The organism is Bordetella genomosp. 4, from assembly GCF_002261185.1.
Classification (GTDB): domain Bacteria; phylum Pseudomonadota; class Gammaproteobacteria; order Burkholderiales; family Burkholderiaceae_B; genus Bordetella_A.
Genome location: NZ_NEVQ01000023.1, coordinates 126,282 through 150,994 on the forward strand (window position 1 = coordinate 126,282; position 24,713 = coordinate 150,994).

Consider the following 24,713-nt stretch of genomic DNA (forward strand, 5'->3'; position numbering starts at 1 on the left):
GGGCATGTTTGAGTGGAGCGCAGCGGAGCGAGTTTGCCCAGCCGCCCCGCCTGGCGAGGCTGGTGAAGGGAAGTCTGGCCGCGCAGGCGGCCGGACCGGGCGATAGGGCCGGCACCGCTTTTACACGGCGGACGTCGGCGTCAATAGAACGCAACCCGCAACTCAAAAACGCCCCCCGCGAATCACCCTCCTCCACTAATCTGCCCCCCCAACAACAACACTCCCAGCAGCAACACAAACACCGCCGCCGCCACCTCAATCCCCACACGTACCCGAGTCATCCAGACAGCAGAAGCATAGGCCCCCACCCGCGTAGCCGCCCCCGCCGCCACAACGGCAAAAACCGCCAAGGCAGCAACAGTAAGCCCCGTCCCCACCCCCATGGCCAACGCCGCGGCTATCCCCGCCGCGAAGAAGTCTTGCGACAATGCAAAGACCAGGACAATGAGCGCGCCGCTGCAGGGCCGCAAACCCATTGCGAAGATGGCCGACATGGCTTTGCGCCAGTCCAGCGCACCTGCGACTTGATCGGGCGACGGGACATGCACATGCCCGCAACCACAATCGTCATGATGGTGATGAGCGTTGTGGATCGGAATGACATGAGACGCACGTTCAGCGTCTATGCTCAACTGGGCATGGCTGGGTTGATGCCCCTCTGCCTCTCGATGATCGTGCGCTTCGTGATGACCATGATCATCATGTACAGATCTGTGTGCATGCCCCTGCTCCGCATCGTGGACATGATGATGGCCCTGTCGGCGCAGCCAGGGCCGCAACGCTTTGCTCCAAACCAGCCATGCTCCCAACAGCGTGATCAATGCGTATGACGCGGTTTCCAGCCAGCGTGTGGCACGATTCATTTCCGGCGCCGTCGCGTGCAACAACCAGGCCATGACAGCGACCAACGTAATGGCGACCAGGGCTTGCAATAGCGCAGCCAAAAGCGCCAACAACGCGCCGTTGCGAGCGGTCTGGCGGTTAGCCAGGACATACGAAGCAATCACGGCTTTGCCATGACCTGGACCCAGCGCATGGAATATGCCATACGCAAACGAGAGGCCTAACAACCCCCACGCGGCCGTTCCATCGGCCTGCCAGGCGCGTACCGCACCGGTGAGCTGTCTGTAGAAATGCGATTGCCACGCAGAGATCTGCGCAAACAGGCCATTCAGCCAGCTTGGCCCCGCCACGCCGCCCCCGCTTTCCGGCACGCCAAATGGATGCGCACTCTGAGCCCATCCAGCCAAAGGCGGCAGCCAGAGCAACAATGCCCATGCCAACACCGCCGCATTTACCTTTCTCATCAGCAACTCACATCGATACGATGCGTCAGTCCTTTCGTGATGGCCAACAGCTCATCGGGTACGGTCTCCGCCTCGGCAGGGATCGCCGCCAATTTCTGCATGGTCTGCCAATCGAGTTCGCCGGGCGGCCGATAGGATTGCTGACACGATTTCGGCGCATCGATCAACGACACCGCACCGGGCGCACCAAAGTCATACGCGACAAAATACGTCGGATCGTAAATATCGAACTGCACACCTTGTTTGTCCGGCGCCATGGGCTGCGCAAGAGGCAGCGTGAACGACAGCGTCAATCGCTGCGATTTGGTGTCCCAACTCACCACGGCATCACGTGGGTCGGCGAATTTCACCGGCTTTCCATTTACGGTTGCCTGCGTGAAATAGTGGGAAATCGGCTCACCCAACGCCTGCATCCAATCTTTCGCCATACCCTGCAAGGTTTTGGCAGGCAGGCTGCCATCGGGGCCTTTTTCAAGGCCTTGGGTCGTGTAGGCGCCGAACATTTCGTCGAACAGCCAATCCTGCTGAATCGCCGTCATTCGGCCCTGCCCATCAAAGGCGATACGTGCGCGAGCGTCTATCCACATATGCGGATGAGCCTGCGCCACCGGTGCGGCACAGGCCATCATTACTACGGCTGCAAGGCCTCGGAAAGCTGACGCGCATTCCATTCAAACATCCCCAGATAAGTCGCCGCCGGCTGTCCGGATGGAGCCAGCGCATCGGAGTAGAGCGTACCACCGGTACGTGCCCCCGTTTCGCGCGCGATCTGTTGCACTAAAGCCGGGCTGCTGACATTTTCGACAAACACGGCGGGCACGTGTTCGCGCTTGACCAGTTCGATGATGCGCGCCATATCGGCTGCCGAGGGCTCGGCGTCGGTGGACAAGCCGGCCACGGGAATGAATCGCACGCCATAGGCGTCACCGAAATAACCAAAGGCATCGTGCGAGCTGACCACTTGGCGGCGTTCGGTAGGGATGGCGGCAAAAGTCTTGCGAATCTGTGCATCCAATGCCTCGATGCGCGCGATATAGGCTTGCGCGCGTTGACGATAGGCCGCGGCGTGCGCCGGGTCGGCGGCGGCCAGGCCCTCTGCGATGTTGCGGGCGTAGACGACGCCGTTGGTCAGGCTTTGCCAGGCGTGTGGGTCCTGATCACCGTGGTGATGATGGTGGCCGCCGTCCGCGTGAGCGTGAGAGTCATCATGATCGTGGTCATGGCCGTGCTCGTGTTCATCGTGATGTTGACCTTCATCATGATCATGGTCGTGGCCATGCGTATCGTCGTTTCCTTGAGCCGGCTTCTTGCCGACGCTGTGATCATGCGCCCCGCCGCCGGCGTGGCCATGACCGCCTTCTTGTTGCTCAGCCATTTTTCGCGGCGTGATGCCTGCCGTCGCAACAATAGTGGCCCCGGAAAAATCCGCGGCTTTCGCAAGGCGAGGCAACCACGTTTCGAAATCCAATCCGTTCTCTACCAGGACGCTGGCCGCTTTCAATTGGCGTGCAGCCGCCGGCGTGGGCTCGTACGAATGGGCATCGCCATCGGGGCCGACCAAGGTCGTCACCGACACATCGTCGCCACCGATTTCGCGCACCATATCGCCCAACACTGAAAAGCTGGCGACTACTCGCAGCGGCTCGGCGCTATGCGCCACAACAGGCGCGCACACACTGGCCGCCCCCAACGTCAGCATCATCAATATACGGCGCCGTGCTTGCGCGGCAGAATAGTTGTGCATCGTTCTTCCTTTAGCGAAAACGGGTGCGGCCATGAGCCATCAGGCCGTGCAGTAACCCACCCTGCGGCCCGCAAGCCACAGAAACCAGATACGCCAGCCCCGCCGCCAGAATGATGGCGGGCGATGCCGGCAAGTTGTAGTGATAGGAAAACAAGAGGCCAGAAAGGCCGGACACGATTCCAAAGATCGCTGACAAGACGATTTGCCCGGCCACGGTTGGCTGCCAGAAACGCGCGGCAGCGGCAGGCAACATCATCATGCCCACCACCATCAAGGTCCCCATCACCTGAAACCCTGCTACCAGATTCACAACAACCAAAACGAGAAAGGCCATATGCGCCAACGTGCCGCGTCCGCCGCAGGCTCGCAGAAAGCCCGCGTCCAGACATTCGGCCACGAGCAGCCGATACAGCAGCGCCATCGCCATCAACGTCACGCTCGCAACGCTGGTCACCAGCAACAGGGACGCGTCATCCAGGCCGAGCACGGTGCCGAACAACACATGCAGCAAATCCATATTCGAGCCGCGCATCGATACCAGCAATACACCCAACCCCAATGAAATCAGATAGAACGCCGCAAAACTCGCGTCTTCGCGCAAAGGCGTCAGCCGGGCCACGACGCCCGCCAGTACAGCGACCAGCAAACCCGTGACCAAGCCGCCCAGCAGCATGGCCCACAACGACAAACCCGATAGCAGGAAGCCCGCCGCCACACCCGGCAAGATCGCGTGCGACATGGCGTCACCCATCAGGCTCATCCGCCGCAACACCAAAAAGACGCCAAGCGGCGCCGCGCCTAACGCCGCCGCCGACGTACCCGCCAGTGCGCGCCGCATAAAGGCATAGTCGGCGAACGGCGCCACGGTCCAGTCCAGCAACGTCATCGCAATCCCCCTTCCACGCCGCGCCTCACAACCATTCCCGAAGCACGCCGCGCGCTGCTGCCAGATTGCGGGCCGTCAGTACCTCGGCCGTCGGCCCCCAAGCGATCTGCCGCCCGGCGAGCAACAAGGTCTGCGAAAAATGCGCACGCACCATGGCCAGATCGTGCAATACGGCCACCACGGTGCGCCCTTGGCGATTCCACTCGCATAGCAATTGCATCAGCACCTCGGCGGTGTGGCTGTCTACGGCGGCAAAGGGCTCGTCCAATAACAGCACCTGAGCGTCCTGCAACATCAACCGGGCGAACAAAGCCCGTTGCATCTGCCCCCCTGACAACGCGCCCACCATGCGGCCCGCCTCATCAGCCAATCCGACAGTCTCCAGCGCCTGCCAAGCCCGCTGTGTTTCCGTATGACCAAAGCCGCGCCAGGCGCCGACACGACGCCATGCACCCATGGCCACCATGTCCAGCACCGTGATGGGAAAGGAGCGGTCTATTTCCGCGGCCTGTGGCAGCCACGCCAAACGGTGACGATCCTGGGCATCGATATCCAGGCTGCCGGCCAACGGACGCATCAACCCCACCATGCCCTTGACCAAAGTGGACTTCCCCGCGCCATTGGGCCCTGCAATGGCCGTCATGGAGCCGCGGTCAAAATGCCCGGATACGGCTCGCACCGCTGCCTGGCCGCGCCAACCGAAGGCCGCCTCACGCAACCCGATCACCGGATAGCTGGACACGTTCGTATCCGCCCCCGTGTCGGCGTTAAGCATTGCAACCCCGCTCACACGCCGGCCCACCAGCCCATGGCCCATCCCGTCAACGCCCACAGACCCGCCGCCACGACGGCCGCGACACCCAAGCGGAAAAAAACAGAGGCTCGCAGCGCTGAGCCTTGAGGACGAACGGGCCCAATAGAAACAATATGAGACATATCCACACATACAGCCCATTTCCGGGAAAGCAGGCTGTTTATTCATTCAATTAGTTATGTTATATCATAACAAATACGAGCAAGACCGGCTTGGCGCTCCCCGTACGGCCCGTTTTCTGATACCTTCGCGGGATTGCCTGTCCGGCGCTATCCGGCTGCCACGATCAATGCCCACCCCGCCTCGCTCCACTCGCCCCGACTCCATTGGCGAACAACTCAATATCGCCGAATCGCTCTGCGCCGAGCGCGGCCGCCGGCTGACGCCGATTCGCCGCAAGGTGCTGGAATTGCTCCTGCGTCACGGCCGCAGCCTCAAGGCCTACGAACTCCTGGACGCCATGCGCGCCGAGCATCCGGGCGCAGCGCCTCCCACGGTCTACCGGGCGCTGGACTTTCTGATGGACGAGGGGCTGATTCACCGCCTGGACGCGGTCAATGCCTGGACCGCCTGCCACGACGCGGCAGGCGCGCCGCATGATTTGCTGGTGGTCTGTACGGGCTGCGGAGCCGTGGCCGAGGTCAGCGACCCCGCCATGAGCCAACAATTGGCCGATCGCGTGGCCTTGACAGGCTTTGCCCTGGCCACGCACGAAACCGAGATCCGGGCGCTCTGCCCTCAATGCCAGAAAAAACAGCCGGCAGATGCCGGCCATCGCCATCATCACGGCCATACACATTGAAATGGCTAACCCGGCGGCGAGTCCCGGGGGCATTTTCCGGCAATACTCCCCGTCTCGCATGTCCTGAAAAGCCAGCGTCACGCGGTCGCGATGACATGCATCCGTCAGTCTGCCTGTCTGCCGCTGCAACGCAGCATATAGAGAAGTTCGACGGACAATCCGTCCTCTATGCACGGCAGATAGCCCCGCCCTCTTGAAATGCAGCCATACATCCCCATATAACTGCATCGAATAGATTACAGCGCCGCTTTATGCCTCTGTAACTGCAGTGCGATGCCGGGGTTGTCCCGGGGTTTGCCCACCTGCCCTTACTGTGCTGTAATCCTGCGTCCGGTCGCAACCGCGGCCGCCTGTTTTTTTATGCCTTGGACGCACGCGTGCGCCTGGGGCTCTCAGCTTACCGCCTTGCCATGAATACCCAGCGCAGTTTGGACAAAATGGTTCCCGTCACCATCCTCACCGGTTTTCTCGGTGCAGGCAAGACCACCCTGCTCAAGCGCATCCTGACCGAATTCCACGGCCGACGCGTTGCCGTCATCGAAAACGAATTCGGGCCGGAGAGCATCGACAACGACTTGCTCGTGCAGGATAGCGAGGAAGAAATCATCGAGCTCAGCAACGGCTGCGTCTGCTGCACGGTACGTGGCGACCTGATGCGCACGCTGGCTGACCTGCGTGCCAAGCGCGTGGCGGGCGAGCTCAATTTCGAACGCGTCATCCTCGAGACCACTGGCATGGCCAACCCTGGCCCCGTGTGCCAGACGTTCTTCATGGACGACGAGATTGCCGAATACTACCGTCTGGACGCCGTCGTCACGGTGGTCGACGCCAAGCATGGCATGGCAACGCTGGACGCCCAGTCCGAGGCTCAGAAACAAGTCGGTTTTGCCGACCGTATCCTGGTCTCCAAAAAGGACCTGGTCAACGAGGCCGACTACGAAGCGCTGCGTGCCCGTCTGGTGCGTATCAATCCGCGCGCGCCCATTACGCCGGTCAATTTTGGCGAAGTCGACCTGAAGTCCATCATCGACATCAGCGGCTTTAATCTGAATTCCATTCTCGACATCGACCCGGATTTCCTGGCCGATGAGCACCCCGACGCGGCGCACAGCCACGGCCATGACCACGACCATGATCACGATCATGATCATGACCACGAGGGCGAATGCGGGGCGCATTGCCATCACGAACATCACCATCATCACCACCACGACGACGAGATCGGTGCATTCGTCTTCCGTTCAAACAAGCCGTTCGATCCCGCGCGGCTGGAAGAATTCCTCGGCGGTGTGGTGCAGGTCTACGGTCCCGACCTCATGCGCTATAAAGGCATCCTGTACATGAAAGGCATCAACCGCCGCATGTTGTTCCAGGGTGTGCATATGATGATGGGTGCCGAACCCGGCAAGCCGTGGACCGCAGCCGAAAAGCCGTCTACCAAGATGGTCTTTATCGGCCGCAAGCTGCCCCAGGAAATTTTCACCCGGGGCTTGGAGCAGTGCCTGGCGGGCTAACGCCGCAATCCCGACGCGCGCAATCGCGCCAGGATCGATTCATAGTGGAGTGTTTTCATGGCTACCAAGGCAGCAACCAAAAAATCAAACAAGTCGACTAGCGATACGGCGATTGATCTGCCCAGCGAAGAAGAATTGCTGGCCATGCCCGAGTCGGAATATATGAACGACCGCCAGCTGGCGTTCTTCAAAGAGCGACTCAAGCAACTCGAACAGGACATCCTGGCCAACGCCGGCGAGACCACCGAGCACCTGCGTGAAACGCAATTCGTGCCCGACCCCGCCGACCGCGCCACCATCGAAGAAGAACACGCTCTCGAGTTGCGTACTCGCGATCGCGAGCGCAAACTGCTGAAGAAAGTGCAGCAGTCCATTGCCCGCATCGATAGCGGGGAATATGGCTGGTGCGAAGAGACCGGCGAACCCATCGGCATCCCGCGCCTGCTGGCCCGCCCGACCGCCACGCTCTCTCTCGAGGCGCAAGAACGGCGCGAAATGCGTCAAAAGCTCTACGGAGATTAATCCCTCCTTTTGCGTTTTCGTTTTCGTCTTTCCGGGCCGCATTAGTCAACTAATGCGGCCTTTTTCATTGCCCGGATATTGCCGTGGACATCAGATCGGAAACGGTTCAATCATCTGTCTGCGTGTGTTTACCTACTTGATCTTGCGCACTTCTGTTGCATCGGGCGGCAATGCGCTCCCGTCTTTATCAGTCGGAACCATCCGCGCAACCGGCTTGCCCGTGCGCTTATTGATCAGCACCGAATGGCGCTCGCCCCGCTCGAACAAGTGCTGCTCGCCCCACTGCCGTAACGCCACCACAATGGGAAACAAGCTTTTCCCCTTGCTGGTCAGCACGTATTCCTGATAGGCCGTGCCGTCCGACGCCGCCTGCATTTGCAAGATACCGGCATCGACGAGCTTGCGCAGCCGATCAGACAGAATATTGCGCGCCACCCCCAGGCTGCGTTGCAGATCGCCGAAACGACGTACGCCATCGAAGGCGTCGCGCACGATGAGCAATGACCAGCGGTCTCCAACAACATCGACGCAGCGTGCAACCGGGCACGGTTCATCGTCTATGGTCTTGCGGCTAGCCATGAGGTCTCCAGGCAATCTGATGCAAGCGCACCACCAAGTTGCATTTTAAAACTGCATCGCCTAGCATTCAAACTAGTTTTATTTTAAAACTAGTTTGAACATATTCAGATCATGAAACCCTGTCTCGCCTGCCCCTCACTGAACGTTCGTAGCCATGCACCGAGCAGGCGCGTCGATATGCCCCGTGGTTTGGTGTGGCTGTTTGCCACCGCCAGTGGCTTGAGCGTGGCCAACGTCTATTACGCCCAGCCATTGCTTGACGCCTTGGCGCAGACATTCGGCATCAGCCAGGCGGCGATCGGCGGCGTGGTTACCGCCACTCAGCTGGGTTGCGCGTTGGCGCTGCTGTTGCTGGTGCCGCTGGGAGACCGGATGGATCGCCGGCGTCTGATGGCAATCCAACTGCTGGCGCTGGTAGCAGCGTTGATCGTCGTGGGCACAGCGCAGTCCGCCGCCGTGCTGCTGGCTGGGATGCTCGGCGTCGGCTTGCTGGGTACGGCCATGACGCAGGGACTGATCGCCTATGCCGCCAGTGTGTCTGGCCCTCATGAGCGAGGCAGCGTCGTCGGGACAGCTCAAAGCGGCGTATTCATCGGCCTGCTGCTCGCGCGTGTCTTTGCGGGAGGCGTCAGCGATCTGACCGGCTGGCGTGGCGTCTATCTCAGTGCGGCTGTCCTGATGCTGATGCTGGCATTACCGCTGTGGAGACGTCTGCCGGTCTTGAAAACCGTATCGGACGGGATGAGCTATCCACGCCTGATTGCGTCCATGCTGACGCTGCTGCGCCAGGAAAAGGTGCTCCAGATACGAGGCGTGCTGGCACTCCTGATGTTCGCAGCGTTCAACATTTTCTGGAGCGCGCTGGTACTGCCGCTGAGCGCGCCCCCCTATGGTTTTTCCCATACCGTTATTGGCGCCTTTGGCCTGGTAGGCGCAGTGGGTGCGCTGGCGGCCGCCCGCGCCGGTCGATGGGCCGACCGAGGGCACGGCGAACGCACCAGTGCCCTGGCGCTGGCCGCGCTGCTAGTGGCATGGTGGCCCCTGTCCCTGATGGACCTGTCACTCTGGGCGCTGATAGTAGGCATCGTACTGCTCGACCTCGGAGGACAGGCATTGCACGTCACCAACCAAAGCATGATCTTTCGCACGCGACCCGAGGCGCACAGTCGGCTGGTGGGCCTGTACATGCTGTTTTACGCAGCCGGCAGCGGACTGGGAGCGATCAGCACGACGGCGGCCTACGCCTATGCCGGCTGGCAGGGCGTGTGCGTCCTGGGGGCTGCAGTCAGCCTGTCGGCCCTGCTGTTCTGGATAGCCATCCGACGCGTCCACGATTAGTACAGAAACATACTGAAATACTGACGCCTGCGTCCCGGCAGGCGGCATACACTTAAAGCTCGGGCGGCGCCTTGAAATCGGCCGCATCGCCCCCAGATCAGACCTTCATAGGAAGGAAAGCATGGAACAATTTCACGCCACCACCATCGTCTGCGTGCGCCGCGGCAACCGTGTCGCGCTGGGCGGCGATGGCCAAGTCACCCTGGGCAATATCGTCATTAAAGGTACAGCCCGCAAAATCCGCCGCCTGTACCATGACAAAATTCTGGCGGGCTTCGCCGGCGCCACAGCAGACGCCTTTACCCTGCAAGAGCGCTTTGAAGCCAAACTCGAAAAACACCAAGGGCACCTGATGCGCGCCGCGGTCGAGCTGACGCGCGACTGGCGCACCGACCGCGTGCTGCGCCGCCTGGAAGCCATGCTCATCGTGGCCGACGCCGAGCACACCCTGGTGCTGACGGGTAACGGCGACGTGCTCGAACCCGAACATGGCCTGGCCGCCATCGGTTCCGGCGGCGCCTACGCCCAATCGGCGGCGCTCGCACTGCTGCGCAACACCGAGTTGCCGCCCCAAGACATCGTCAAACAGTCGCTGGAAATCGCCGGCGACCTGTGCATTTACACCAACCAGAATCACGTCATCGAAACGCTGGGCGAATAAGCGCCCGCTTCGGCCGGCTGTAGCAAGGATTCCGTTTATGTCCGCATCCACCATGACCCCCGGGGAAATCGTCTCCGAGCTCGACAAATTCATCATTGGCCAGAACCGCGCCAAGCGCGCAGTGGCCGTAGCGTTGCGCAATCGCTGGCGCCGTCAGCAAGTCGACGAGCCCCTGCGCCATGAGATCCACCCCAAGAACATCCTGATGATCGGCCCCACCGGCGTGGGCAAGACCGAAATCGCCCGCCGCCTGGCCAAGCTGGCCAACGCGCCTTTCATCAAAATCGAAGCCACCAAGTTCACCGAAGTCGGCTATGTCGGCCGTGATGTCGACACCATCATCCGCGACCTGACCGAATACTCGATCAAGCAAACGCGCGAACTGGAAATGCGCCGTGTGCGCACGCAGGCAGAAGACGCAGCCGAAGACCGCATTCTGGACGCCCTGGTACCGCCTGCCCGCAACGCCTCCGGCGAGCCCGAGCGTAACGACGATAGCAATGCCCGTCAGACCTTTCGTAAACGCCTGCGCGAGGGCAAGATCGACGACCTAGAAATCGAAATCGAAGTCGCCCAGGCCGTCCCTCAAATGGACGTCATGACCCCGCCGGGCATGGAAGAAATGGCCGAGCAGTTGCGCGGCATGTTTGCAGGCCTGGCCCGCGACAAGAAAAAGCCCAAGAAAATGAAGGTCAAAGAGGCCTTCAAGCTCATCGTCGAAGAAGAAGCCGCCAAGCGCATCAACGAGGATGATCTGCGTACGGTCGCAATCGCCAATGTCGAGCAGAACGGCATTGTCTTTCTGGACGAAATCGACAAAATCGCCGCCCGCCAGGAAAGCGGTGGCGCCGACGTCTCGCGTCAGGGCGTACAACGTGACTTGCTGCCGCTGGTGGAAGGCACCACCGTCAACACCCGCTACGGCATGGTGCGCACCGACCACATCCTGTTCATTGCCTCGGGTGCGTTCCACCTGTCGCGACCGTCCGACCTGATTCCCGAGTTGCAAGGGCGGTTCCCGATCCGGGTCGAACTGGAATCGCTGTCGGCCCAGGACTTCGTACGCATCCTTTCCGATACCGACGCCTCGCTGACCAAGCAATACTCGGCACTGCTGGCTACCGAAGACGTGCATCTGGACTTTACCCCCGACGGCATCGAGCGCCTGGCCGAGCTGGCGTTTTCAGTCAACGAGCGCACCGAAAACATCGGTGCGCGCCGTCTGTACACCGTCATGGAAAAACTGCTCGAGGAGCTCTCTTTCGACGCGACGGCCAGCAGCGGCAAGACCGTCAAGATCGACGCAGCCTACGTGGAGGCCCAGCTCTCGGAAGCTGCTGCCAGCCAGGATCTGGCACGCTACGTGCTGTAACGCAAAAGCCGCCGCGTGCCGGCCAATGCCGGCACGCGGCACCTGGACCTCGTCATACCCGCTGAGCGCTGCAACGCGCTCCGACGGATGCAGGCGAAGGCCGGCGTGTTTGCACTGTTACACCCCAAATCGAGCATCGGTACGAGCGCTCGCTGACAACAAGCTGAACTATCGCAGCGAGAGGATGTCGCATGAATTCGTTCATCTTCAATGAAGGCTCGCATGTTCAAACCCACCCTTGCCGCTACAGCGCTTTTCGTGGCCGCCGGTGTTCACGCTCAGCCAGCCGTGCCCGACTATGGGCCCCGCCTCGAACGTTTCAATTATCCCCACCAGGTCAGTGAATTCAAGCTGACCTCGCAAGGTCAGTCGTTGTCCATGGCCTACATGGACATCCGGCCCGAACGCCCCAATGGCCGCACCGCCGTGCTGTTGCACGGCAAGAATTTCTGCGGCGCCACCTGGGAAGGCACCATCGACGCCCTGACGAACGCCGGTTACCGGGTAGTGGCGCCCGACCAGATCGGTTTCTGCAAATCGAGCAAACCAGCCGCCTATCAATACAGCTTCCATCAACTGGCCGCCAATACCCATGCCTTGCTGCAGAGCCTGGATATCGAGCGCGCGGTGGTCATGGGCCATTCCATGGGCGGCATGGTGGCTACGCGCTATGCCCTGATGTACCCGGACCACGTCGATGCACTGGTGATGGTGAACCCCATCGGCCTGGAAGACTGGAAGGCCAAGGGGGTGCCCTATCGCACCGTGGACGAATGGTATGAACGCGAATTGAAAACGAGCTTTGCGGGTATCAAGAAGTACTAGCAGAACACGTATTACGCCGGCACCTGGAAGCCCGAATACGACCGCTGGGTCGCGATGGCAGCCGGCATGTATCAGGGCGAAGGGCGCGAGCAGGTCGCCTGGAGCCAGGCCGTGACCTATGACATGGTGTATACCCAGCCGGTGGTACATGAGTTCGGCCAAGTGCGCGTACCGACTCTCTTGCTGATTGGCGAGAAGGACAACACGGCACCGGGCAAGGATGCAGCTGCCCCGGATGTTGCTGCCAAGCTGGGTAATTATGCAGCTTTGGGGCCCGCCACTGCGCAGGCGATCCCGGGCGCCCGGCTGGTGGCTTTCCCTGAATTAGGACACTCGCCGCAAATCCAGGATCCTCAGCGATTCCATGAGCGTCTGGTAAAGGAATTGGATCAGATGCTGTAGCGCACCGTGCCCGCTGCCGGCGATCTAATTACTGATCGCCGTCACGACATATTTGCCATTTTGACGGGCAGCCGTGAACCTCACGCGGTCGCCAGGCTTGATATTGGCCAACAGAGCCGGGCTGGCCTGATACACGAGCGTCATTGCGGGCAATTCCAAGTCTGATATCGCGTCATGCTTGATCGCGACTTTGCCTGCCGCGGCGTCGACCCGCCGCACTTCGCCACTCGCCGTCGCGGTGGCGTCCTTGGCTGATGGCTGCTGGTCGGCAGCCAGGACTGGCACGGGCTGCCAGAGGGCCACACCGGTCAGGGCTATCGCCAAAACCATTGACACTCGTCCCACTACGCGATGCATCTTGTTCATCACCTCTCCTTCGGCCGAACTTGCGGCCCAGAACGCTGGCTATTGCCGACGCTGCACAGGAATACAGGATAACGCGTCCGCAGGCATTACCCTCGGCACTACACTACCAATCTGTTTCCACACATAACCACCACGCAAAGAGACCTTCTACATGGGCAACCGACTTTCCGCCATCGCTACACGAACCGGAGACGATGGCACGACCGGCCTGGGCGATGGCAGCCGCCTGCGCAAAGATGAGCCGCGTGTGGCGGCGCTAGGGGATGTGGACGAGCTCAACAGTGTCATCGGCCTGCTGCGCACGGAATCCCTGCCCGATCCCGTGCAGGCGGATCTGAGCACGATTCAGCACGATTTGTTCGACCTGGGCGCAGAGCTCTGCATCCCGGGCCACACCACGCTGACCGATGCTCAGGTAGCGTTTTTAGATGAGCGCCTGGCCCACTATAACGGCGCCCTGCCGCCGCTGCGCGAATTCATCTTGCCCGGCGGCTCCCGAGTAGCTGCCCTGGCTCATGTAGCTCGCACCGTAGCGCGCCGGGCAGAGCGCTCGGTGATCACCCTCGAACGGCACGACGTCCTCAATGCTTCGGTGCGCCAATATCTGAACCGGTTGTCAGACCTGATGTTTGTACTCGCCCGCCACCTGAATGGGGTCCACGGAACGAGCGATGTGTTCTGGACCAGCGCCCATTCGCGGGCCCAGCCGCAATAAATATCTCAGTTCACGCCGGCGGCATGCGCCTGCTCGTCGGCATGATACGACGAGCGCACCATCGCGCCCACGGCGGCGTGCGTAAAGCCCATCTCGTAAGCCTCGCGCTCGAACATGGCGAACGTGTCGGGATGCACGTAGCGCAACACCGGCAGGTGGTGTTCCGAGGGCTGCAGATACTGGCCTATGGTCAGCATATCGACGCCATGGGCGCGCATGTCGCGCATGACCTGCAGGATTTCCTCGTCAGTCTCGCCCAGTCCCAGCATCAGCCCGGACTTGGTCGGAACCTCGGGATGCAGCTGCTTGAACTCGGCCAGCAGTTTCAGTGAGTGTGCATAGTCCGAGCCCGGACGCGCCTGCTTGTACAAACGGGGCACGGTTTCCAGGTTGTGGTTCATCACATCGGGGGGGCCAGCATTCAGAATCGCCAGCGCGCGTTCCAGACGGCCACGGAAATCGGGCACCAGAATCTCGATGCGCGTCGTAGGCGACAAGGCACGGATGCGCGAGATGCAATCCACAAAGTGGGCAGCGCCCCCATCCCGCAAGTCGTCGCGATCAACCGAAGTGATCACCACGTACGAGAGTTTCATGGCGGCGATCGTACGCGCCAGATTCTCGGGCTCGTTGGCATCCAGCGGATCGGGGCGGCCGTGCCCCACATCACAGAACGGGCAACGCCGCGTGCATTTGTCACCCATGATCATGAAGGTGGCCGTGCCTTTGCCGAAACATTCGCCGATGTTCGGGCAGGAGGCTTCCTCGCACACGGTGTGCAGATTGTGCTCGCGCAGAATGCGCTTGATGTCGTAAAAACGCGACCCCGGCGCAGCGGCCTTGACGCGGATCCACTCGGGCTTTTTCAGGCGCTCGGCCGGCACGATCTTGATCGGAATCCGTGCGGTCTTGGCCTGCGACTTTTGCTTTTGCGTGGCGTCGTAGGCGGCCGGCGTTGTGGCGGTCGCTTGCACTTCGGTCGCAGCAGCAGTGGGCTCAAGAGTAGACATACATCACCTTCGTCATGACCGGCGCACGTCGATAACACGGCGCTGGACGGGGGGAAGAAAAGGGCATTTTAGCGCGTCAACCTGCAGCATCCTTGCGCACAGGCGGCGGCAAGGCGGTCAACAAGCGTTCCGCGAGGCGTTCTCCGACGGTCTTCAGATCCTGCCGCGCCCCGCAAGTCGCCATATCGACGGTCACCAATCCCTCGTAACCACAGGGGTTGATGCCCAAAAACGGCGACAAATCCATGTTTACGTTCAATGCAACACCATGATAGGCGTAGCCGTTACGTATTTTGATACCTAATGCAGCAATTTTGGCCACATGGCCGCCGGCGCCATACGGCACATACACGCCCGGCGCACCGGGCTGCCGACAGGCATCGGTAATGCCAAAATCGCTCAATGTGCCAATGGCCGCGTCCTCCAGCAGACGGACATAGTCGCGCACAAACAGTCCGGCGCGGCGCAAATCGAACAGAGAATAGGCCACTACCTGACCGGGCCCGTGATAGGTCACCTGGCCCCCGCGGTCCGACATCACGATGGGAATCGCCCCCGGGTTCAACAGGTGCTCGGGCTTGCCGGCCTGCCCCAGGGTGTACACCGGGGCGTGCTCACACAGCCAAACCTCGTCGGGCGTGCCCGCGTTGCGCGCCGCGGTAAAAGCCCGCATGTCCTGCCATACCGGCTCGTACTCGGCCGGCCGGGTCAACCATTTGATCATGACAATGCCAAATGGCCAGCCTTACAGGACGATGGACACCATGGGATGTCCATGCAGGGCGCGATACAGATTGTCGAGCTGCTCACGCGAGGTCGCGCGCACAGTGAACGTCAGGCCCATGTAGTTGCCGCCCTTGCTGGGCCGCATTTCGACCTTGGCCGGGTCAAATCCCGGGTCGAACTGCAGCACCACCTCGGTCAGCGTCTGGGCAAACTCGGGATGCTGTTTGCCCATGACCTTGATGGGAAAGTCCGAGGGATACTCGATCAGCGATTCTTCGGGGGGGATGGTAGTCATAACAATTACCGCAATGCGCGTAGGGGCAATGTCGGTTTACAAAGCAGCAATACGGGCATCATACGCTGCCCGCAGCTTCGCATAAACCGGGCCGGGTCGGCCGTTGCCGACGGCCTTGCCATTAAGTTGCAACACCGGCAGCACTTCCTTGGTCGCCGAGGTCACCAGGATTTCGTCTGCCGAGGCGACTTCGTCCTGGGTAATACGACGGGCTTCGAACGGGACACCGGTTTCCTCTGCCAACTCGGCCATGAAACCATAGCGTATCCCTTCGAGGATCAAGTTGTCCTTCGGCGGCGCCAATAGCTTGCCCGCGGACACCACCCAGAAATTGCTGGACGAGCCTTCGGTCATGAAGCCATCACGGAACTGGATCACCTCGTCCACCCCCGCCTCGGCTGCCTGCTGACGCGCCAGTACGTTGCCCAGTAATGACACGGACTTGATTTCGCAATGCAGCCAGCGCTCGTCAGGGATACTGATCACGCGGATGCCTCGTTCGCGCTGCTCGGCCGTGGGCGGCGTGAATTCCGTCGTCATACCGAACACCGTGGGCGTGATTTCCGTTGTGGGAAAGGCATGCTCGCGCTTGTAGACGCCGCGGGTGACTTGCAGATAGACCACGCAACTCGGTGTCGCCGAGCGGCGGATCAGCTCATTTACCAGCTCCAGCCATTGCTCGCGCGATTTCGGTGATGGAATGCGCAAGGCCTGCAAGCTGCGGTCCAGGCGATTCATATGCTCGGTCATGCGAAACGGCTTGCCGTGATAGACCGGCACGACCTCGTAAATACCATCACCGAAAATGAACCCCCGGTCCAGCACCGAGATTTTGGCCTCGTCGACGCGCGTGAACTCACCGTTGAGATACACCTGGCTATCGCCTGGCATGCCCGGAATCATGAATGGCCCCTAAATTCTAAGATAGCTAAAAAATGAACAGGCACAGCTTCGGATCGCCGTTATACGCCGAACCTTCGCTGTGCCTGTTCATGGATATGAATCGTAAAAAAGAAAATGTACTGCACTGCCCCGGCGATTGCTCGCCCCGATGATTTTTTCACCCGGGGGCCAGCGGATAGGCCTGCTTGCCCCAGCTCGACAGTGCGTATTAGTTCGCTAAAAAAGCCTATTCGAACTGACGTTTGACCAAGTCGACCATACGGCCAAAAAAGCCGGCGCGTTCGACTGCATCCTGGACCACCAACGGCTCAGTACGCAAGACCTTGCCGTCCAGCGTCAATTGCAGCGTACCGACTTGCTGGCCCTTGGTCAGCGGTGCGACCAGCGGATCGGTGCGTTGCGCCACGGGTTTGATCTCGCCGGACTTGCCGCGCGGGACGGTCACCCAGATCGGAGGCGTGGGCGGGCCGAGCTTGACGGTCTCGACCGTACCTTCCCAGACGCGAGCGTCCAGGCCAGGTTGATTCTGGTCGTACAGTTTGACCGAGTCAAAATTCTGGAAGCCCCAATTCAGAAGCTTCAGGCTTTCTTCGGCGCGCGTGGCTTCGCTGTCTGCGCCAGCCAGCACGGTCAACACGCGGCGGTCGCCACGCAACGCAGTCGACACCAGGCAATAACCGGCCGCATCGGTGTGACCGGTTTTCATGCCGTCGACCGAGGGGTCCGCCCATAACAGGCGATTACGGTTGGGCTGCGTAATCTTGTTATAGGTGAACTCTTTTTGCTTGTAGTAGTGGAATTCTTCGGGGTGATCTTTGATAAGGGCCACAGCCAGTTTGGCCAGGTCCGACACCGTGGTGATGTGCTGCGGATCAGGCAAGCCCGTGGCATTCATGAAATGCGTATGAGCCATGCCCAGGCGCTCGGCCTCCTGGTTCATCAGCGTCGCAAACGACGCCTCGGTGCCGCCCACCGCCTCGGCCAAGGCCACAGACGCATCATTACCGGACTGCACGATCACGCCTTGAATGAGTTCGTTGACCGTGACGGGCTTGCGCGGTTCGACAAACATGCGCGACCCACCAGTGCGCCAGGCGTGCTCGGAAATCGGTACCTGTTGCTCCAGCGTGATCCGTTTTTCGTCCAACGCATTGAACACCACGTAAGCCGTCATGATCTTGGTCAGCGAGGCTGGCTCGATTTGCATGTCCGGATTCGACGAAGCCAATACCTGGCCGCTGGTGACGTCAATGGTGATCCACGCACGCGCTGCGATGGTGGGCGCGGGCACAGCCGATAGCTCCGCCAACTGCGCGACGCCGGCCGGGGCCGCAGCCGCTACGGCTGGCGTAGGCGCCGCCGGCTGCTGTTGTTGCGCCCAGGCGGCAGATGTTGACGCCATCAGCGCCGACAACACCGCGCCAGCCAGGACACGGCGGGAAAACGCAACAGAAGACGGAAAGGAACGAGTGAGTTTCATCGGCAAAAAGGGTCCACGATCAAAAGCAACTCAGGCGGGTGACACACATTGGGTTAACAAGCCTGCAGGCGGTCAAAGGCCGCATCATCAACAACCGGCCTCATGAAAAGCAGCATCATTATAGGCAGGCCAGTCTGACCGCGCGGCAGCGATAACGTTCAACAACGGTAAAGGCGCAATGGCACAAGGTCCGGCAGGCCCGATGCGTGACATCATGCAGCCTGCGAATGGGCGAGAATCAGTCCAAGGCGACCTTCAGGCGTGCTTGCACCAAGGCTCGCAACACGAGCAGCTTGCCGTGGAAAAAATGCGAAGCGCCTGGTACGACCACAATCGGCACATCCCGTGGACGCGCCCAGTTCAGCGTTTCAGACAAAGGCACCACGTCGTCCTGTTCGCCATGCACCATCAGCGTGTCGGCCGGTACGGCGACCTCTGTCTCTTGAAAACGCTGGACCGCCGCTCCCATCAGCATCAATGCCACAGGCAGCGCTGTATCGCCCGCGTCGGCCAGGCCCGCGTATGTCTGTGCCGCGACTGCCGTTCCAAAGGAAAACCCCGCCAACACCCAGGGCGCCGACGCCCATTCAGGGTAGCGTTCCCGGACTTGCGCGACCAGCGCCAGCATGTCCTGTGTCTCACCGCGGGCCTTGTCGAACTGTCCTTCGGATTGACCTACTCCGCGAAAATCCGGACGCACGGCAACCAGGCCGTGCTGTACGCATGCGCGGGAGATCGTGGTCACCACCTTGTTATCCCGCGCCCCGCCTTGCAGAGAATGCGGATGCAGAACCAACGCCCAGCCCCGTGGCGTACCAGCGGGCCAATCAATGGCGCAATCTATACGGCCGGCCTCGCCGGTAAAAGCCTGGATTTCGGTACGAGCAGACATGAGGTGGGCGCAAATTAAAAAAGCAGCCTGCATGTTACCAACCTCGCCATCGCTCTGTCTGGCTTGATGGGCTGAGGCCGCGTCGCCTGTGCAACGACGGCCTCATCGTTAATTCTGCTGTGGCCCGCCCTGCGGGCCTACGTTGGCGCAGTCCGCGCGCTTGCGCAGGGCGCTACGCTTGATCAAGCGCCTACCGACATGCCAGTTGTGAACCGTTTTGTCACAGGCGCCGTGACCCCTCCCGGCCTCGTGCCCTACAATCGCCGCCATGCTTACTGATGCCCGCCCCATTGATCTGCCGACGCCCGAGGCGTTGGTACGCGAGCTGTCTGCGCGATTGGACGGCTTTCAGGACATTGCCTGGCCTGCCAGCACCGGGTCGACCAATGCCGACTTGCTCGCGCGGGCGCGCCACTGTTCGGGCCCCTGGCTGCTAGGCACCCACCAGCAGGCGGCTGGCCGCGGACGCGCCGGACGCCCTTGGCAGAATCGTATCGGGGCCACGCTGATGTTTTCGTGCGCCTTTCCCGTACGCATGCCGCCCCATCGGCTGCCTGCCCTGTCGCCTCTGGCCGGGCTGGCCGCCTGCGAGGCGCTGCGCAGCCTGGCACCCGACGCTGGCGCGCTGCGCGTCAAATGGCCCAACGACGTGCAATGGCACGATGCCAAATTAGCGGGCGTCCTGGTCGAATCGACCCGTAATCTGGCTCTGCCGGACACCTACACCATTGTGATCGGCATGGGGGTGAACCTGACTGACGCTGATCAGCTCTCGCAGAGGCTTGGCCGGTCCGTCGCTGACTGGGCGACCGTCGTTGAGCAAACAGGCAGCCCCGCCGTCAGCGTGGCCGATATCGTATGCGCCTCGGCAAATGCCTGGCGGCAGGCTGTTCGGGACCTGGAAACCGCCGGGTTCGACGCCTTTCGCCAACGATTCAGCGCTATTGACGCCCTGGCAGGCCGCGACATCAATGTGATAGACCAAGGCGCCGTGCTATTCAGCGGCACGGCGCAGGGCCTGGACGAACATGGTCGGCTCCTGGTGCAGACACCTCAGGGGCTCGTCCCCGTATCCGTCGGCGAAATCTCGATTCGCCCACGCACCGCGGAGCGAGCGCCATGATTCTGCTGATCGACTCAGGCAACAGTCGTCTGAAGGTCGGCTGGCTGCGTCCGTCCGCGGGGACTGGCGCATCGGACGATGTTCAATGCGCATCCACGGCTGGCAGCACAGCACCGTCGGGCGATGAATCCAACCTCACCGGCTCGACGGGTGCCGCGGGCTCTCGCGAGCCCGCCGCGATCGCCTTTGATAATCTTGATCCGCACGCGCTGGGAGACTGGCTCGGCACGCTGACACACAAACCCGTCTCGGCCTTGGGCGTCAATGTTGCCGGTGACGAACGAGGGGCCGGCATTCGCGATGCGCTTGCACGCCACAACTGCCCCGTACATTGGGTCACCTCGGGCGCCCATCTACTCCATTTGAAAAACGGCTACACCCAGCCCACGCAACTCGGCGCCGACCGCCTGGTATCGCTACTCGGTGTGCGCAGCCGTTTGGCGGCCGGACACGCTCCATTCGTGCTGGCTTCGTTTGGCACGGCTACGACTATCGACACAGTAGGGCCCGACGACACCTTTATCGGTGGCCTGATTCTTCCTGGCCCGGCTTTGATGCGCAGTTCGCTCGCTCGCGGCACCGCCAATTTGCCCTTGGCCGAGGGGTCCGTCACTGATTTTCCGACTGACACGCACCAAGCCATTGCCTCCGGCATCGCTGCCGCACAGGCCGGCGCGGTCGTGCGGCAGTGGCTGGCTGCCTGCCAGCGCTATGGCGAGCCTGCCGCGCTCTATGTCGCAGGCGGCGGGTGGCCCGAGATGGAACACGAAACGCAGCGCCTGCTGGCGCAGGCGGGCAGTACGATGGGCCCGGTCCCTGTCCCATGCTATCTGGACCGCCCTGTCCTCGACGGCCTGGCCCTCATCGCATCCCAAACCGACCCTCAATCCCTGTGAGCGAACCCTCATGCGCGTGCTTTTTCTGCTGATCGTCGTCGCCAACGTCTGGGCCTATGCGCTGGGACAGGGTTGGGTCGGCGCGCGGCCCGACGATGCTGGCCGAGACCGATCCAGATTCGGCCAGGAATTGAATGTGGAACGCATCCGCGTCGGCCCGTAACCCGCGCGCAGCCCTGTTCGGTTGCGCCGAGCCAACTCGGACCGCCTCGAGCCGGCAACCTCGGCCCCCTCGCTTAAAACGGCCACGCAACGAACACTTGTTTCAAAACGTCCATCAACCGGACACCCGTGCTGGTGCCCGGCAGGCCCTGCCCCTCTCTCACGCTACGATGGCGGCCACACGAAACGAGCCCTTCTTCTTTTTGCGTTAAGAATTCCCAACGCAACAAGGCCTCGTTCAGAAACAGGAGTGTAGACACCATGAAAAGCGCCCATACGCAGCGCTGGCTGGCCTTGGCAGCCATTGCCAGCACCTTGACCGTAGCCGCCACCGCGTCCCAAGCCGCCGGCTACCCCGATCAGCCCATCACTCTGGTCGTGCCGTATTCGGCTGGCGGTGGCGCCGATAACGCCGCACGCATCATCGCCGAAGGCATGGGCGCGGTTTCCGGACAGAGCATCGTCATCGAAAACAAAGGCGGCGCCAGCGGTTCGATCGGCGCCTCTTACGTCGCACGCGCCAAACCCGATGGCTACACCGTGCTGTACGACTCCTCGGCATTCACCATCAACCCGGGGTTGCGCAAGCTGCCCTACGATGCCAAGAAAGACTTCATCCCGGTATCGCAGGCAGTCTCCGTCCCGAATATCCTGGTTGCCGCGGAAAAATCGAGCTTTAACAATCTGTCCGACTTCATCGCCGCTGCCAAAGCAAAACCCGGGCACTACACCTATGCATCCTATGGGCCTGGCAGCCTCGCACAGATGGCCGCTGAGCTACTGAAAAAAGACACAGGCATCGACGCCGTACACATTCCCTACAAGGGTGGCGCGCCAGCCATCGTTGACGTCATGGGCGGCCAGGTCGACGTGTACTTCGCCAACGCCGCATCCAGCCTGAACTATGTCACCAGCGGCAAACTCAAAGCGCTGGCTGTCTCCTCCGACAAGCGCATGCCTGAATTGCCCAATGTCGCCACCGTGGCAGAGTCCGATCCCAGTCTCAAAGATTTCAATGTGTATGAGTGGAACGGCTTTTTCCTGCCCGCAGGCGCGGCGCCCGAGGTCGTGGCCAAGCTGCAGGATCTCGTGCAAAAAGCCCTCGCACGTCCGGAAACACGCGACAAACTAGCCAAACTGGGCCTGACCCCGGTCGGCTCCAATGCCGAAGAGTTCGCGCGTTTCATCGATACAGAACAAGCGCGTTGGGCCGAGGTGATCAAGGCCAATAACATCACGGTCAATTAAATCTGCGATAAGTAAAAGGAGGAACCCATGAGCCGCCAAGACGATTTTGAACACGGTCTGACAAACCGCCGCGCCGTCCTGGGCGACGCATGGGTCGAGCGCTCGCTGTCCCGCGCCACCTCCTTTACCGCCGACTACCAGAACCTCATCACCCGCTACGCATGGCACGACATCTGGAGCCGCCCCGGCCTGCCTCACAAATCGCGCCGCATGATGGTCCTGGCTGTCACGCTGGCGCTGGGGCGTTGGGAAGAATTCGAGCTCCATGTGCGCGCAGCGCTGACTGCCGCAGATGACTCGCGCCTTACCCCGGACGAGCTCAAGGAAGTGCTGCTGCAGAATGCGATCTATGCGGGGGTGCCGGCTGCGAATACGGCGTTTAATTTGGCGCAAAACATCTTGCGTGATGTTGCGGCAGACATCGGTTATGAGTTGCGGCCGGCGGATCCACGGCAGGCGGATTTGTTTGCGGAGTAATGGCTGCGTCTTCCGCACATTCAGGCGCGGGCATTACGGCACCTGCTCACAGACCCTTGCGATTAGACAACACTCCTTCCTGTTACATTTACGAAATTCGTTTATGATGCCTCATCTCAAGACTATGCCCAAAACCGCTATCTAGTAATAAGTAGCGGAATTACCGTTATGAAACTTGTCCCCGTTATTTTGTCCGGAGGAGCCGGCACGCGCCTTTGGCCCGTTTCCCGGCAACTGCATCCCAAGCCGTTCATTCGCTTGGCCGATGGCCAAAGCCTGCTGCAAAAGGCATTCTTGCGGGCAAGCAGCTTATCCGATGTCGCGGAGATCGTTTCAGTCACGAATCGCGACCTGCTATTCAAAACGGTGGACGAATACCGCGAAACTGGCATCACGGTACCGCGTGGTTTCATTCTAGAGCCCGAGGGCCGCAATACCGCCCCAGCGTTGGCCGCGGCAGCACTGACCGTGCAAGCCCGCCATGGAGACGATGCCGTCCTGCTGGTGCTCAGCGCCGACCACCTGATTTCCGATGCGGCGGCCTTCAGCGAGGCCGTCACCAAAGCGATCACACTGGCCCAGCAAGGCAAGGTCGTCACCTTCGGCATCAAGCCCTCGTCGCCCGAGACCGGTTATGGCTATATCGAGGCCAAAGGCACCGACGTATTGCGTTTTGTCGAAAAGCCGAACCTGGAAACGGCTACCGAATATGTCAACAGCGGCCGTTATGCCTGGAATGCCGGCATCTTCTGTCTGACGGCCGGAACCGCCCTGCGCGAACTGCGCAAGCATGCGCCGCAGATCAGCGAGGACGTCGCAGCAGCGCTTGAAACCGGCCGGAAAACGAGCAACGACACAGAGTTCCAAATCGAACTGGACGCCGACGCCTTCCATCAGGCCGAAGACATCTCGATCGACTACGCCATCATGGAAAAAACCACTGATGCCGCGGTAGTGACGTGCGACATCGGCTGGAGCGACATCGGCTCATGGAGCGCGTTGGGCGATCTTGCACAAACCGATGGGCAAGGCAACAGCGTCGAAGGCGAAGTCGTCCTGCACGACGTCAGTAACTGCTACATCCGCAGCGAGGAGCGCTTGGTAGGCGCGGTCGGCGTGGACAATCTGATCATCGTCGACACGCCCGATGCGTTGCTGGTGTCCGACAAGACACGCGCCCAAGACGTCAAGGCCCTCGTCAGCCAATTGAAAGGCTCCGGCCACGAAAGCGTCAAGCTGCACCGCACCGTGCACCGTCCTTGGGGCACCTATACTGTGCTCGAAGACGGTCCGAGCTTTAAAATCAAACGCATCGTCGTCAAGCCAGGCGCCTCACTGTCGCTGCAAATGCACTACCACCGCAGCGAGCATTGGATCGTCGTGGAAGGCATGGCGCGCGTCGTCAACGGCGATCGCGAAATGCTGGTGGCCAGCAACGAGTCCACGTTCATTCCCGCCGGCCATAGACATCGGCTTGAAAACCCCGGCAAGATCGACCTCGTGCTGATCGAAGTCCAAAGCGGCTCCTACCTGGCCGAAGACGATATCGTACGGTTCGAAGACGTCTACGGCCGGTGCTGAACTATACGCACGGAACGGCTTGTTTACCCCCCAAGGCTCCAAACGGAGCCGCTATTCTTTGTAGTATCCCGGT

27 protein-coding genes and 1 pseudogene are annotated in these 24,713 nt (G+C 61.1%); 14 read left to right on the plus strand and 14 right to left on the minus strand.

Annotated features, from left to right (window positions below; genetic code table 11):
* Nucleotides 1-182: 182 nt before the first annotated feature.
* The 6 genes from CAL20_RS25065 to CAL20_RS25685 are packed head-to-tail and all read right to left on the minus strand — an operon-like array spanning nucleotide 183 to nucleotide 4,873.
* Nucleotides 183-1,307, minus strand: a complete 1,125-nt coding sequence (locus CAL20_RS25065) for a nickel/cobalt transporter (RefSeq protein WP_094839347.1) — start codon at nucleotides 1,305-1,307, stop codon at nucleotides 183-185.
* The gene (locus tag CAL20_RS25070; protein ID WP_256981776.1) at nucleotides 1,307-1,933 is read right to left on the minus strand and encodes a DUF1007 family protein; all 627 of its coding nucleotides are present in this window, start codon (nucleotides 1,931-1,933) and stop codon (nucleotides 1,307-1,309) included. Before CAL20_RS25070 ends, CAL20_RS25065 begins: the two co-directional genes overlap by 1 nt.
* Nucleotides 1,934-1,938: 5 nt before the next feature.
* Complete coding sequence (locus tag CAL20_RS25075) at nucleotides 1,939-3,051, minus strand: metal ABC transporter solute-binding protein, Zn/Mn family (RefSeq protein WP_094839349.1); 1,113 nt, start codon at nucleotides 3,049-3,051, stop codon at nucleotides 1,939-1,941.
* A gap of 10 nt (nucleotides 3,052-3,061) precedes the next feature.
* Complete coding sequence (locus CAL20_RS25080) at nucleotides 3,062-3,937, minus strand: metal ABC transporter permease (RefSeq protein ID WP_094839350.1); 876 nt, start codon at nucleotides 3,935-3,937, stop codon at nucleotides 3,062-3,064.
* Nucleotides 3,938-3,962: 25 nt separating this feature from the next.
* Entirely contained in the window at nucleotides 3,963-4,712 is a 750-nt protein-coding gene (locus CAL20_RS25085; protein ID WP_094839351.1) for a metal ABC transporter ATP-binding protein, read from the minus strand.
* Nucleotides 4,713-4,723: 11 nt separating this feature from the next.
* Complete coding sequence (locus CAL20_RS25685) at nucleotides 4,724-4,873, minus strand: hypothetical protein (protein ID WP_179266739.1); 150 nt, start codon at nucleotides 4,871-4,873, stop codon at nucleotides 4,724-4,726.
* Nucleotides 4,874-5,040: 167 nt separating this feature from the next.
* On the opposite strand from CAL20_RS25685, the gene CAL20_RS25090 reads away from it, so the two are divergent.
* The 3 genes from CAL20_RS25090 to dksA all read left to right on the plus strand — a co-directional run bounded on the left by CAL20_RS25090 (nucleotide 5,041) and on the right by dksA (nucleotide 7,589).
* Nucleotides 5,041-5,553, plus strand: a complete 513-nt coding sequence (locus CAL20_RS25090; protein ID WP_094824167.1) for a Fur family transcriptional regulator — start codon at nucleotides 5,041-5,043, stop codon at nucleotides 5,551-5,553.
* A 410-nt stretch (nucleotides 5,554-5,963) separates the two neighbouring features.
* Nucleotides 5,964-7,067, plus strand: coding sequence for a CobW family GTP-binding protein (locus tag CAL20_RS25095; RefSeq protein WP_094839352.1), 1,104 nt, complete (start codon nucleotides 5,964-5,966; stop codon nucleotides 7,065-7,067).
* A 57-nt stretch (nucleotides 7,068-7,124) separates the two neighbouring features.
* Entirely contained in the window at nucleotides 7,125-7,589 is a 465-nt protein-coding gene (gene dksA / locus CAL20_RS25100) for an RNA polymerase-binding protein DksA (RefSeq protein ID WP_094824165.1), read from the plus strand.
* Nucleotides 7,590-7,721: 132 nt separating this feature from the next.
* Here dksA and CAL20_RS25105 read toward each other — a convergent pair whose 3' ends face one another.
* A complete protein-coding gene (locus CAL20_RS25105; RefSeq protein ID WP_094839353.1) occupies nucleotides 7,722-8,168 on the minus strand; it encodes a winged helix-turn-helix transcriptional regulator in 447 nt (148 codons plus the stop codon).
* A 177-nt stretch (nucleotides 8,169-8,345) separates the two neighbouring features.
* Between CAL20_RS25105 and CAL20_RS25110 the strand changes: the two genes are divergently transcribed.
* From CAL20_RS25110 to CAL20_RS25125, 4 genes and pseudogenes are all read left to right on the plus strand, one after another.
* A complete protein-coding gene (locus CAL20_RS25110) occupies nucleotides 8,346-9,506 on the plus strand; it encodes an MFS transporter (RefSeq protein ID WP_179266740.1) in 1,161 nt (386 codons plus the stop codon).
* 121 nt (nucleotides 9,507-9,627) lie between these two features.
* Nucleotides 9,628-10,167, plus strand: coding sequence for an ATP-dependent protease subunit HslV (gene hslV / locus CAL20_RS25115; protein WP_094824162.1), 540 nt, complete (start codon nucleotides 9,628-9,630; stop codon nucleotides 10,165-10,167).
* Between the two features lie 37 nt (nucleotides 10,168-10,204).
* Nucleotides 10,205-11,539 (plus strand): ATP-dependent protease ATPase subunit HslU, encoded by a 1,335-nt coding sequence (gene hslU / locus CAL20_RS25120; RefSeq protein WP_094824161.1) that lies wholly within the window; start codon nucleotides 10,205-10,207, stop codon nucleotides 11,537-11,539.
* A 210-nt stretch (nucleotides 11,540-11,749) separates the two neighbouring features.
* A pseudogene (locus CAL20_RS25125) lies at nucleotides 11,750-12,766 on the plus strand (alpha/beta fold hydrolase).
* Nucleotides 12,767-12,790: 24 nt separating this feature from the next.
* Here the strand turns inward: CAL20_RS25125 and CAL20_RS25130 are convergent.
* Nucleotides 12,791-13,132 (minus strand): copper-binding protein, encoded by a 342-nt coding sequence (locus CAL20_RS25130; RefSeq protein ID WP_254924454.1) that lies wholly within the window; start codon nucleotides 13,130-13,132, stop codon nucleotides 12,791-12,793.
* 151 nt (nucleotides 13,133-13,283) lie between these two features.
* Here CAL20_RS25130 and CAL20_RS25135 point away from each other — a divergent pair, with 151 nt between their 5' ends.
* Complete coding sequence (locus tag CAL20_RS25135; protein ID WP_094824160.1) at nucleotides 13,284-13,847, plus strand: cob(I)yrinic acid a,c-diamide adenosyltransferase; 564 nt, start codon at nucleotides 13,284-13,286, stop codon at nucleotides 13,845-13,847.
* A gap of 5 nt (nucleotides 13,848-13,852) precedes the next feature.
* Here CAL20_RS25135 and lipA read toward each other — a convergent pair whose 3' ends face one another.
* The 6 genes from lipA to CAL20_RS25165 form a co-directional block, all read right to left on the minus strand.
* Nucleotides 13,853-14,857 carry a lipoyl synthase gene (gene lipA, locus CAL20_RS25140; protein WP_094824159.1) on the minus strand — a complete coding sequence of 335 codons (1,005 nt, stop codon included), beginning with the start codon at nucleotides 14,855-14,857 and terminating at the stop codon, nucleotides 13,853-13,855.
* 76 nt (nucleotides 14,858-14,933) lie between these two features.
* On the minus strand, nucleotides 14,934-15,581 hold the full coding sequence (lipB, locus tag CAL20_RS25145; protein ID WP_094839355.1) for a lipoyl(octanoyl) transferase LipB: 648 nt from the start codon (nucleotides 15,579-15,581) through the stop codon (nucleotides 14,934-14,936).
* A 21-nt stretch (nucleotides 15,582-15,602) separates the two neighbouring features.
* Nucleotides 15,603-15,878, minus strand: coding sequence for a YbeD family protein (locus tag CAL20_RS25150; RefSeq protein ID WP_094824157.1), 276 nt, complete (start codon nucleotides 15,876-15,878; stop codon nucleotides 15,603-15,605).
* A 36-nt stretch (nucleotides 15,879-15,914) separates the two neighbouring features.
* Nucleotides 15,915-16,781: a D-amino acid aminotransferase gene (locus CAL20_RS25155; RefSeq protein WP_094839356.1), complete on the minus strand. Its 867-nt coding sequence runs from the start codon at nucleotides 16,779-16,781 to the stop codon at nucleotides 15,915-15,917.
* Nucleotides 16,782-17,007: 226 nt separating this feature from the next.
* Nucleotides 17,008-18,261: a D-alanyl-D-alanine carboxypeptidase family protein gene (locus tag CAL20_RS25160; protein WP_094839357.1), complete on the minus strand. Its 1,254-nt coding sequence runs from the start codon at nucleotides 18,259-18,261 to the stop codon at nucleotides 17,008-17,010.
* 238 nt (nucleotides 18,262-18,499) lie between these two features.
* Nucleotides 18,500-19,153, minus strand: coding sequence for an alpha/beta hydrolase (locus CAL20_RS25165; protein WP_094839394.1), 654 nt, complete (start codon nucleotides 19,151-19,153; stop codon nucleotides 18,500-18,502).
* 268 nt (nucleotides 19,154-19,421) lie between these two features.
* Here CAL20_RS25165 and CAL20_RS25170 point away from each other — a divergent pair, with 268 nt between their 5' ends.
* The 6 genes from CAL20_RS25170 (at nucleotide 19,422) to CAL20_RS25200 (ending at nucleotide 24,640) form a co-directional block, all read left to right on the plus strand.
* Nucleotides 19,422-20,276, plus strand: a complete 855-nt coding sequence (locus CAL20_RS25170; RefSeq protein WP_094824153.1) for a biotin--[acetyl-CoA-carboxylase] ligase — start codon at nucleotides 19,422-19,424, stop codon at nucleotides 20,274-20,276.
* The gene (locus CAL20_RS25175) at nucleotides 20,273-21,172 is read left to right on the plus strand and encodes a type III pantothenate kinase (protein ID WP_094824152.1); all 900 of its coding nucleotides are present in this window, start codon (nucleotides 20,273-20,275) and stop codon (nucleotides 21,170-21,172) included. Before CAL20_RS25170 ends, CAL20_RS25175 begins: the two co-directional genes overlap by 4 nt.
* Before the next feature lie 10 nt (nucleotides 21,173-21,182).
* Entirely contained in the window at nucleotides 21,183-21,335 is a 153-nt protein-coding gene (locus tag CAL20_RS25690) for a hypothetical protein (RefSeq protein ID WP_094824151.1), read from the plus strand.
* Between the two features lie 260 nt (nucleotides 21,336-21,595).
* The gene (locus CAL20_RS25190) at nucleotides 21,596-22,582 is read left to right on the plus strand and encodes a Bug family tripartite tricarboxylate transporter substrate binding protein (RefSeq protein ID WP_094839359.1); all 987 of its coding nucleotides are present in this window, start codon (nucleotides 21,596-21,598) and stop codon (nucleotides 22,580-22,582) included.
* Nucleotides 22,583-22,609: 27 nt separating this feature from the next.
* Entirely contained in the window at nucleotides 22,610-23,059 is a 450-nt protein-coding gene (locus CAL20_RS25195; RefSeq protein ID WP_094824149.1) for a carboxymuconolactone decarboxylase family protein, read from the plus strand.
* A 168-nt stretch (nucleotides 23,060-23,227) separates the two neighbouring features.
* Nucleotides 23,228-24,640 carry a mannose-1-phosphate guanylyltransferase/mannose-6-phosphate isomerase gene (locus CAL20_RS25200; protein ID WP_094839360.1) on the plus strand — a complete coding sequence of 471 codons (1,413 nt, stop codon included), beginning with the start codon at nucleotides 23,228-23,230 and terminating at the stop codon, nucleotides 24,638-24,640.
* The last annotated feature ends 73 nt before the right edge of the window (nucleotides 24,641-24,713 follow it).

Bases quoted from the DNA above. Each gene is read 5' to 3' on its own strand.
- CAL20_RS25065 (WP_094839347.1), bottom strand. From the start codon at position 1,307: ATGAGAAAGGTAAATGCGGCGGTGTTGGCATGGGCATTGTTGCTCTGG.
- CAL20_RS25070 (WP_256981776.1), bottom strand. From the start codon at position 1,933: ATGGCCTGTGCCGCACCGGTGGCGCAGGCTCATCCGCATATGTGGATA.
- CAL20_RS25075 (WP_094839349.1), bottom strand. From the start codon at position 3,051: ATGCACAACTATTCTGCCGCGCAAGCACGGCGCCGTATATTGATGATG.
- CAL20_RS25080 (WP_094839350.1), bottom strand. From the start codon at position 3,937: ATGACGTTGCTGGACTGGACCGTGGCGCCGTTCGCCGACTATGCCTTT.
- CAL20_RS25085 (WP_094839351.1), bottom strand. From the start codon at position 4,712: ATGCTTAACGCCGACACGGGGGCGGATACGAACGTGTCCAGCTATCCG.
- CAL20_RS25685 (WP_179266739.1), bottom strand. From the start codon at position 4,873: ATGTCTCATATTGTTTCTATTGGGCCCGTTCGTCCTCAAGGCTCAGCG.
- CAL20_RS25090 (WP_094824167.1), top strand. From the start codon at position 5,041: ATGCCCACCCCGCCTCGCTCCACTCGCCCCGACTCCATTGGCGAACAA.
- CAL20_RS25095 (WP_094839352.1), top strand. From the start codon at position 5,964: ATGAATACCCAGCGCAGTTTGGACAAAATGGTTCCCGTCACCATCCTC.
- dksA (WP_094824165.1), top strand. From the start codon at position 7,125: ATGGCTACCAAGGCAGCAACCAAAAAATCAAACAAGTCGACTAGCGAT.
- CAL20_RS25105 (WP_094839353.1), bottom strand. From the start codon at position 8,168: ATGGCTAGCCGCAAGACCATAGACGATGAACCGTGCCCGGTTGCACGC.
- CAL20_RS25110 (WP_179266740.1), top strand. From the start codon at position 8,346: ATGCCCCGTGGTTTGGTGTGGCTGTTTGCCACCGCCAGTGGCTTGAGC.
- hslV (WP_094824162.1), top strand. From the start codon at position 9,628: ATGGAACAATTTCACGCCACCACCATCGTCTGCGTGCGCCGCGGCAAC.
- hslU (WP_094824161.1), top strand. From the start codon at position 10,205: ATGTCCGCATCCACCATGACCCCCGGGGAAATCGTCTCCGAGCTCGAC.
- CAL20_RS25130 (WP_254924454.1), bottom strand. From the start codon at position 13,132: ATGAACAAGATGCATCGCGTAGTGGGACGAGTGTCAATGGTTTTGGCG.
- CAL20_RS25135 (WP_094824160.1), top strand. From the start codon at position 13,284: ATGGGCAACCGACTTTCCGCCATCGCTACACGAACCGGAGACGATGGC.
- lipA (WP_094824159.1), bottom strand. From the start codon at position 14,857: ATGTCTACTCTTGAGCCCACTGCTGCTGCGACCGAAGTGCAAGCGACC.
- lipB (WP_094839355.1), bottom strand. From the start codon at position 15,581: ATGATCAAATGGTTGACCCGGCCGGCCGAGTACGAGCCGGTATGGCAG.
- CAL20_RS25150 (WP_094824157.1), bottom strand. From the start codon at position 15,878: ATGACTACCATCCCCCCCGAAGAATCGCTGATCGAGTATCCCTCGGAC.
- CAL20_RS25155 (WP_094839356.1), bottom strand. From the start codon at position 16,781: ATGATTCCGGGCATGCCAGGCGATAGCCAGGTGTATCTCAACGGTGAG.
- CAL20_RS25160 (WP_094839357.1), bottom strand. From the start codon at position 18,261: ATGAAACTCACTCGTTCCTTTCCGTCTTCTGTTGCGTTTTCCCGCCGT.
- CAL20_RS25165 (WP_094839394.1), bottom strand. From the start codon at position 19,153: ATGTCTGCTCGTACCGAAATCCAGGCTTTTACCGGCGAGGCCGGCCGT.
- CAL20_RS25170 (WP_094824153.1), top strand. From the start codon at position 19,422: ATGCTTACTGATGCCCGCCCCATTGATCTGCCGACGCCCGAGGCGTTG.
- CAL20_RS25175 (WP_094824152.1), top strand. From the start codon at position 20,273: ATGATTCTGCTGATCGACTCAGGCAACAGTCGTCTGAAGGTCGGCTGG.
- CAL20_RS25690 (WP_094824151.1), top strand. From the start codon at position 21,183: ATGCGCGTGCTTTTTCTGCTGATCGTCGTCGCCAACGTCTGGGCCTAT.
- CAL20_RS25190 (WP_094839359.1), top strand. From the start codon at position 21,596: ATGAAAAGCGCCCATACGCAGCGCTGGCTGGCCTTGGCAGCCATTGCC.
- CAL20_RS25195 (WP_094824149.1), top strand. From the start codon at position 22,610: ATGAGCCGCCAAGACGATTTTGAACACGGTCTGACAAACCGCCGCGCC.
- CAL20_RS25200 (WP_094839360.1), top strand. From the start codon at position 23,228: ATGAAACTTGTCCCCGTTATTTTGTCCGGAGGAGCCGGCACGCGCCTT.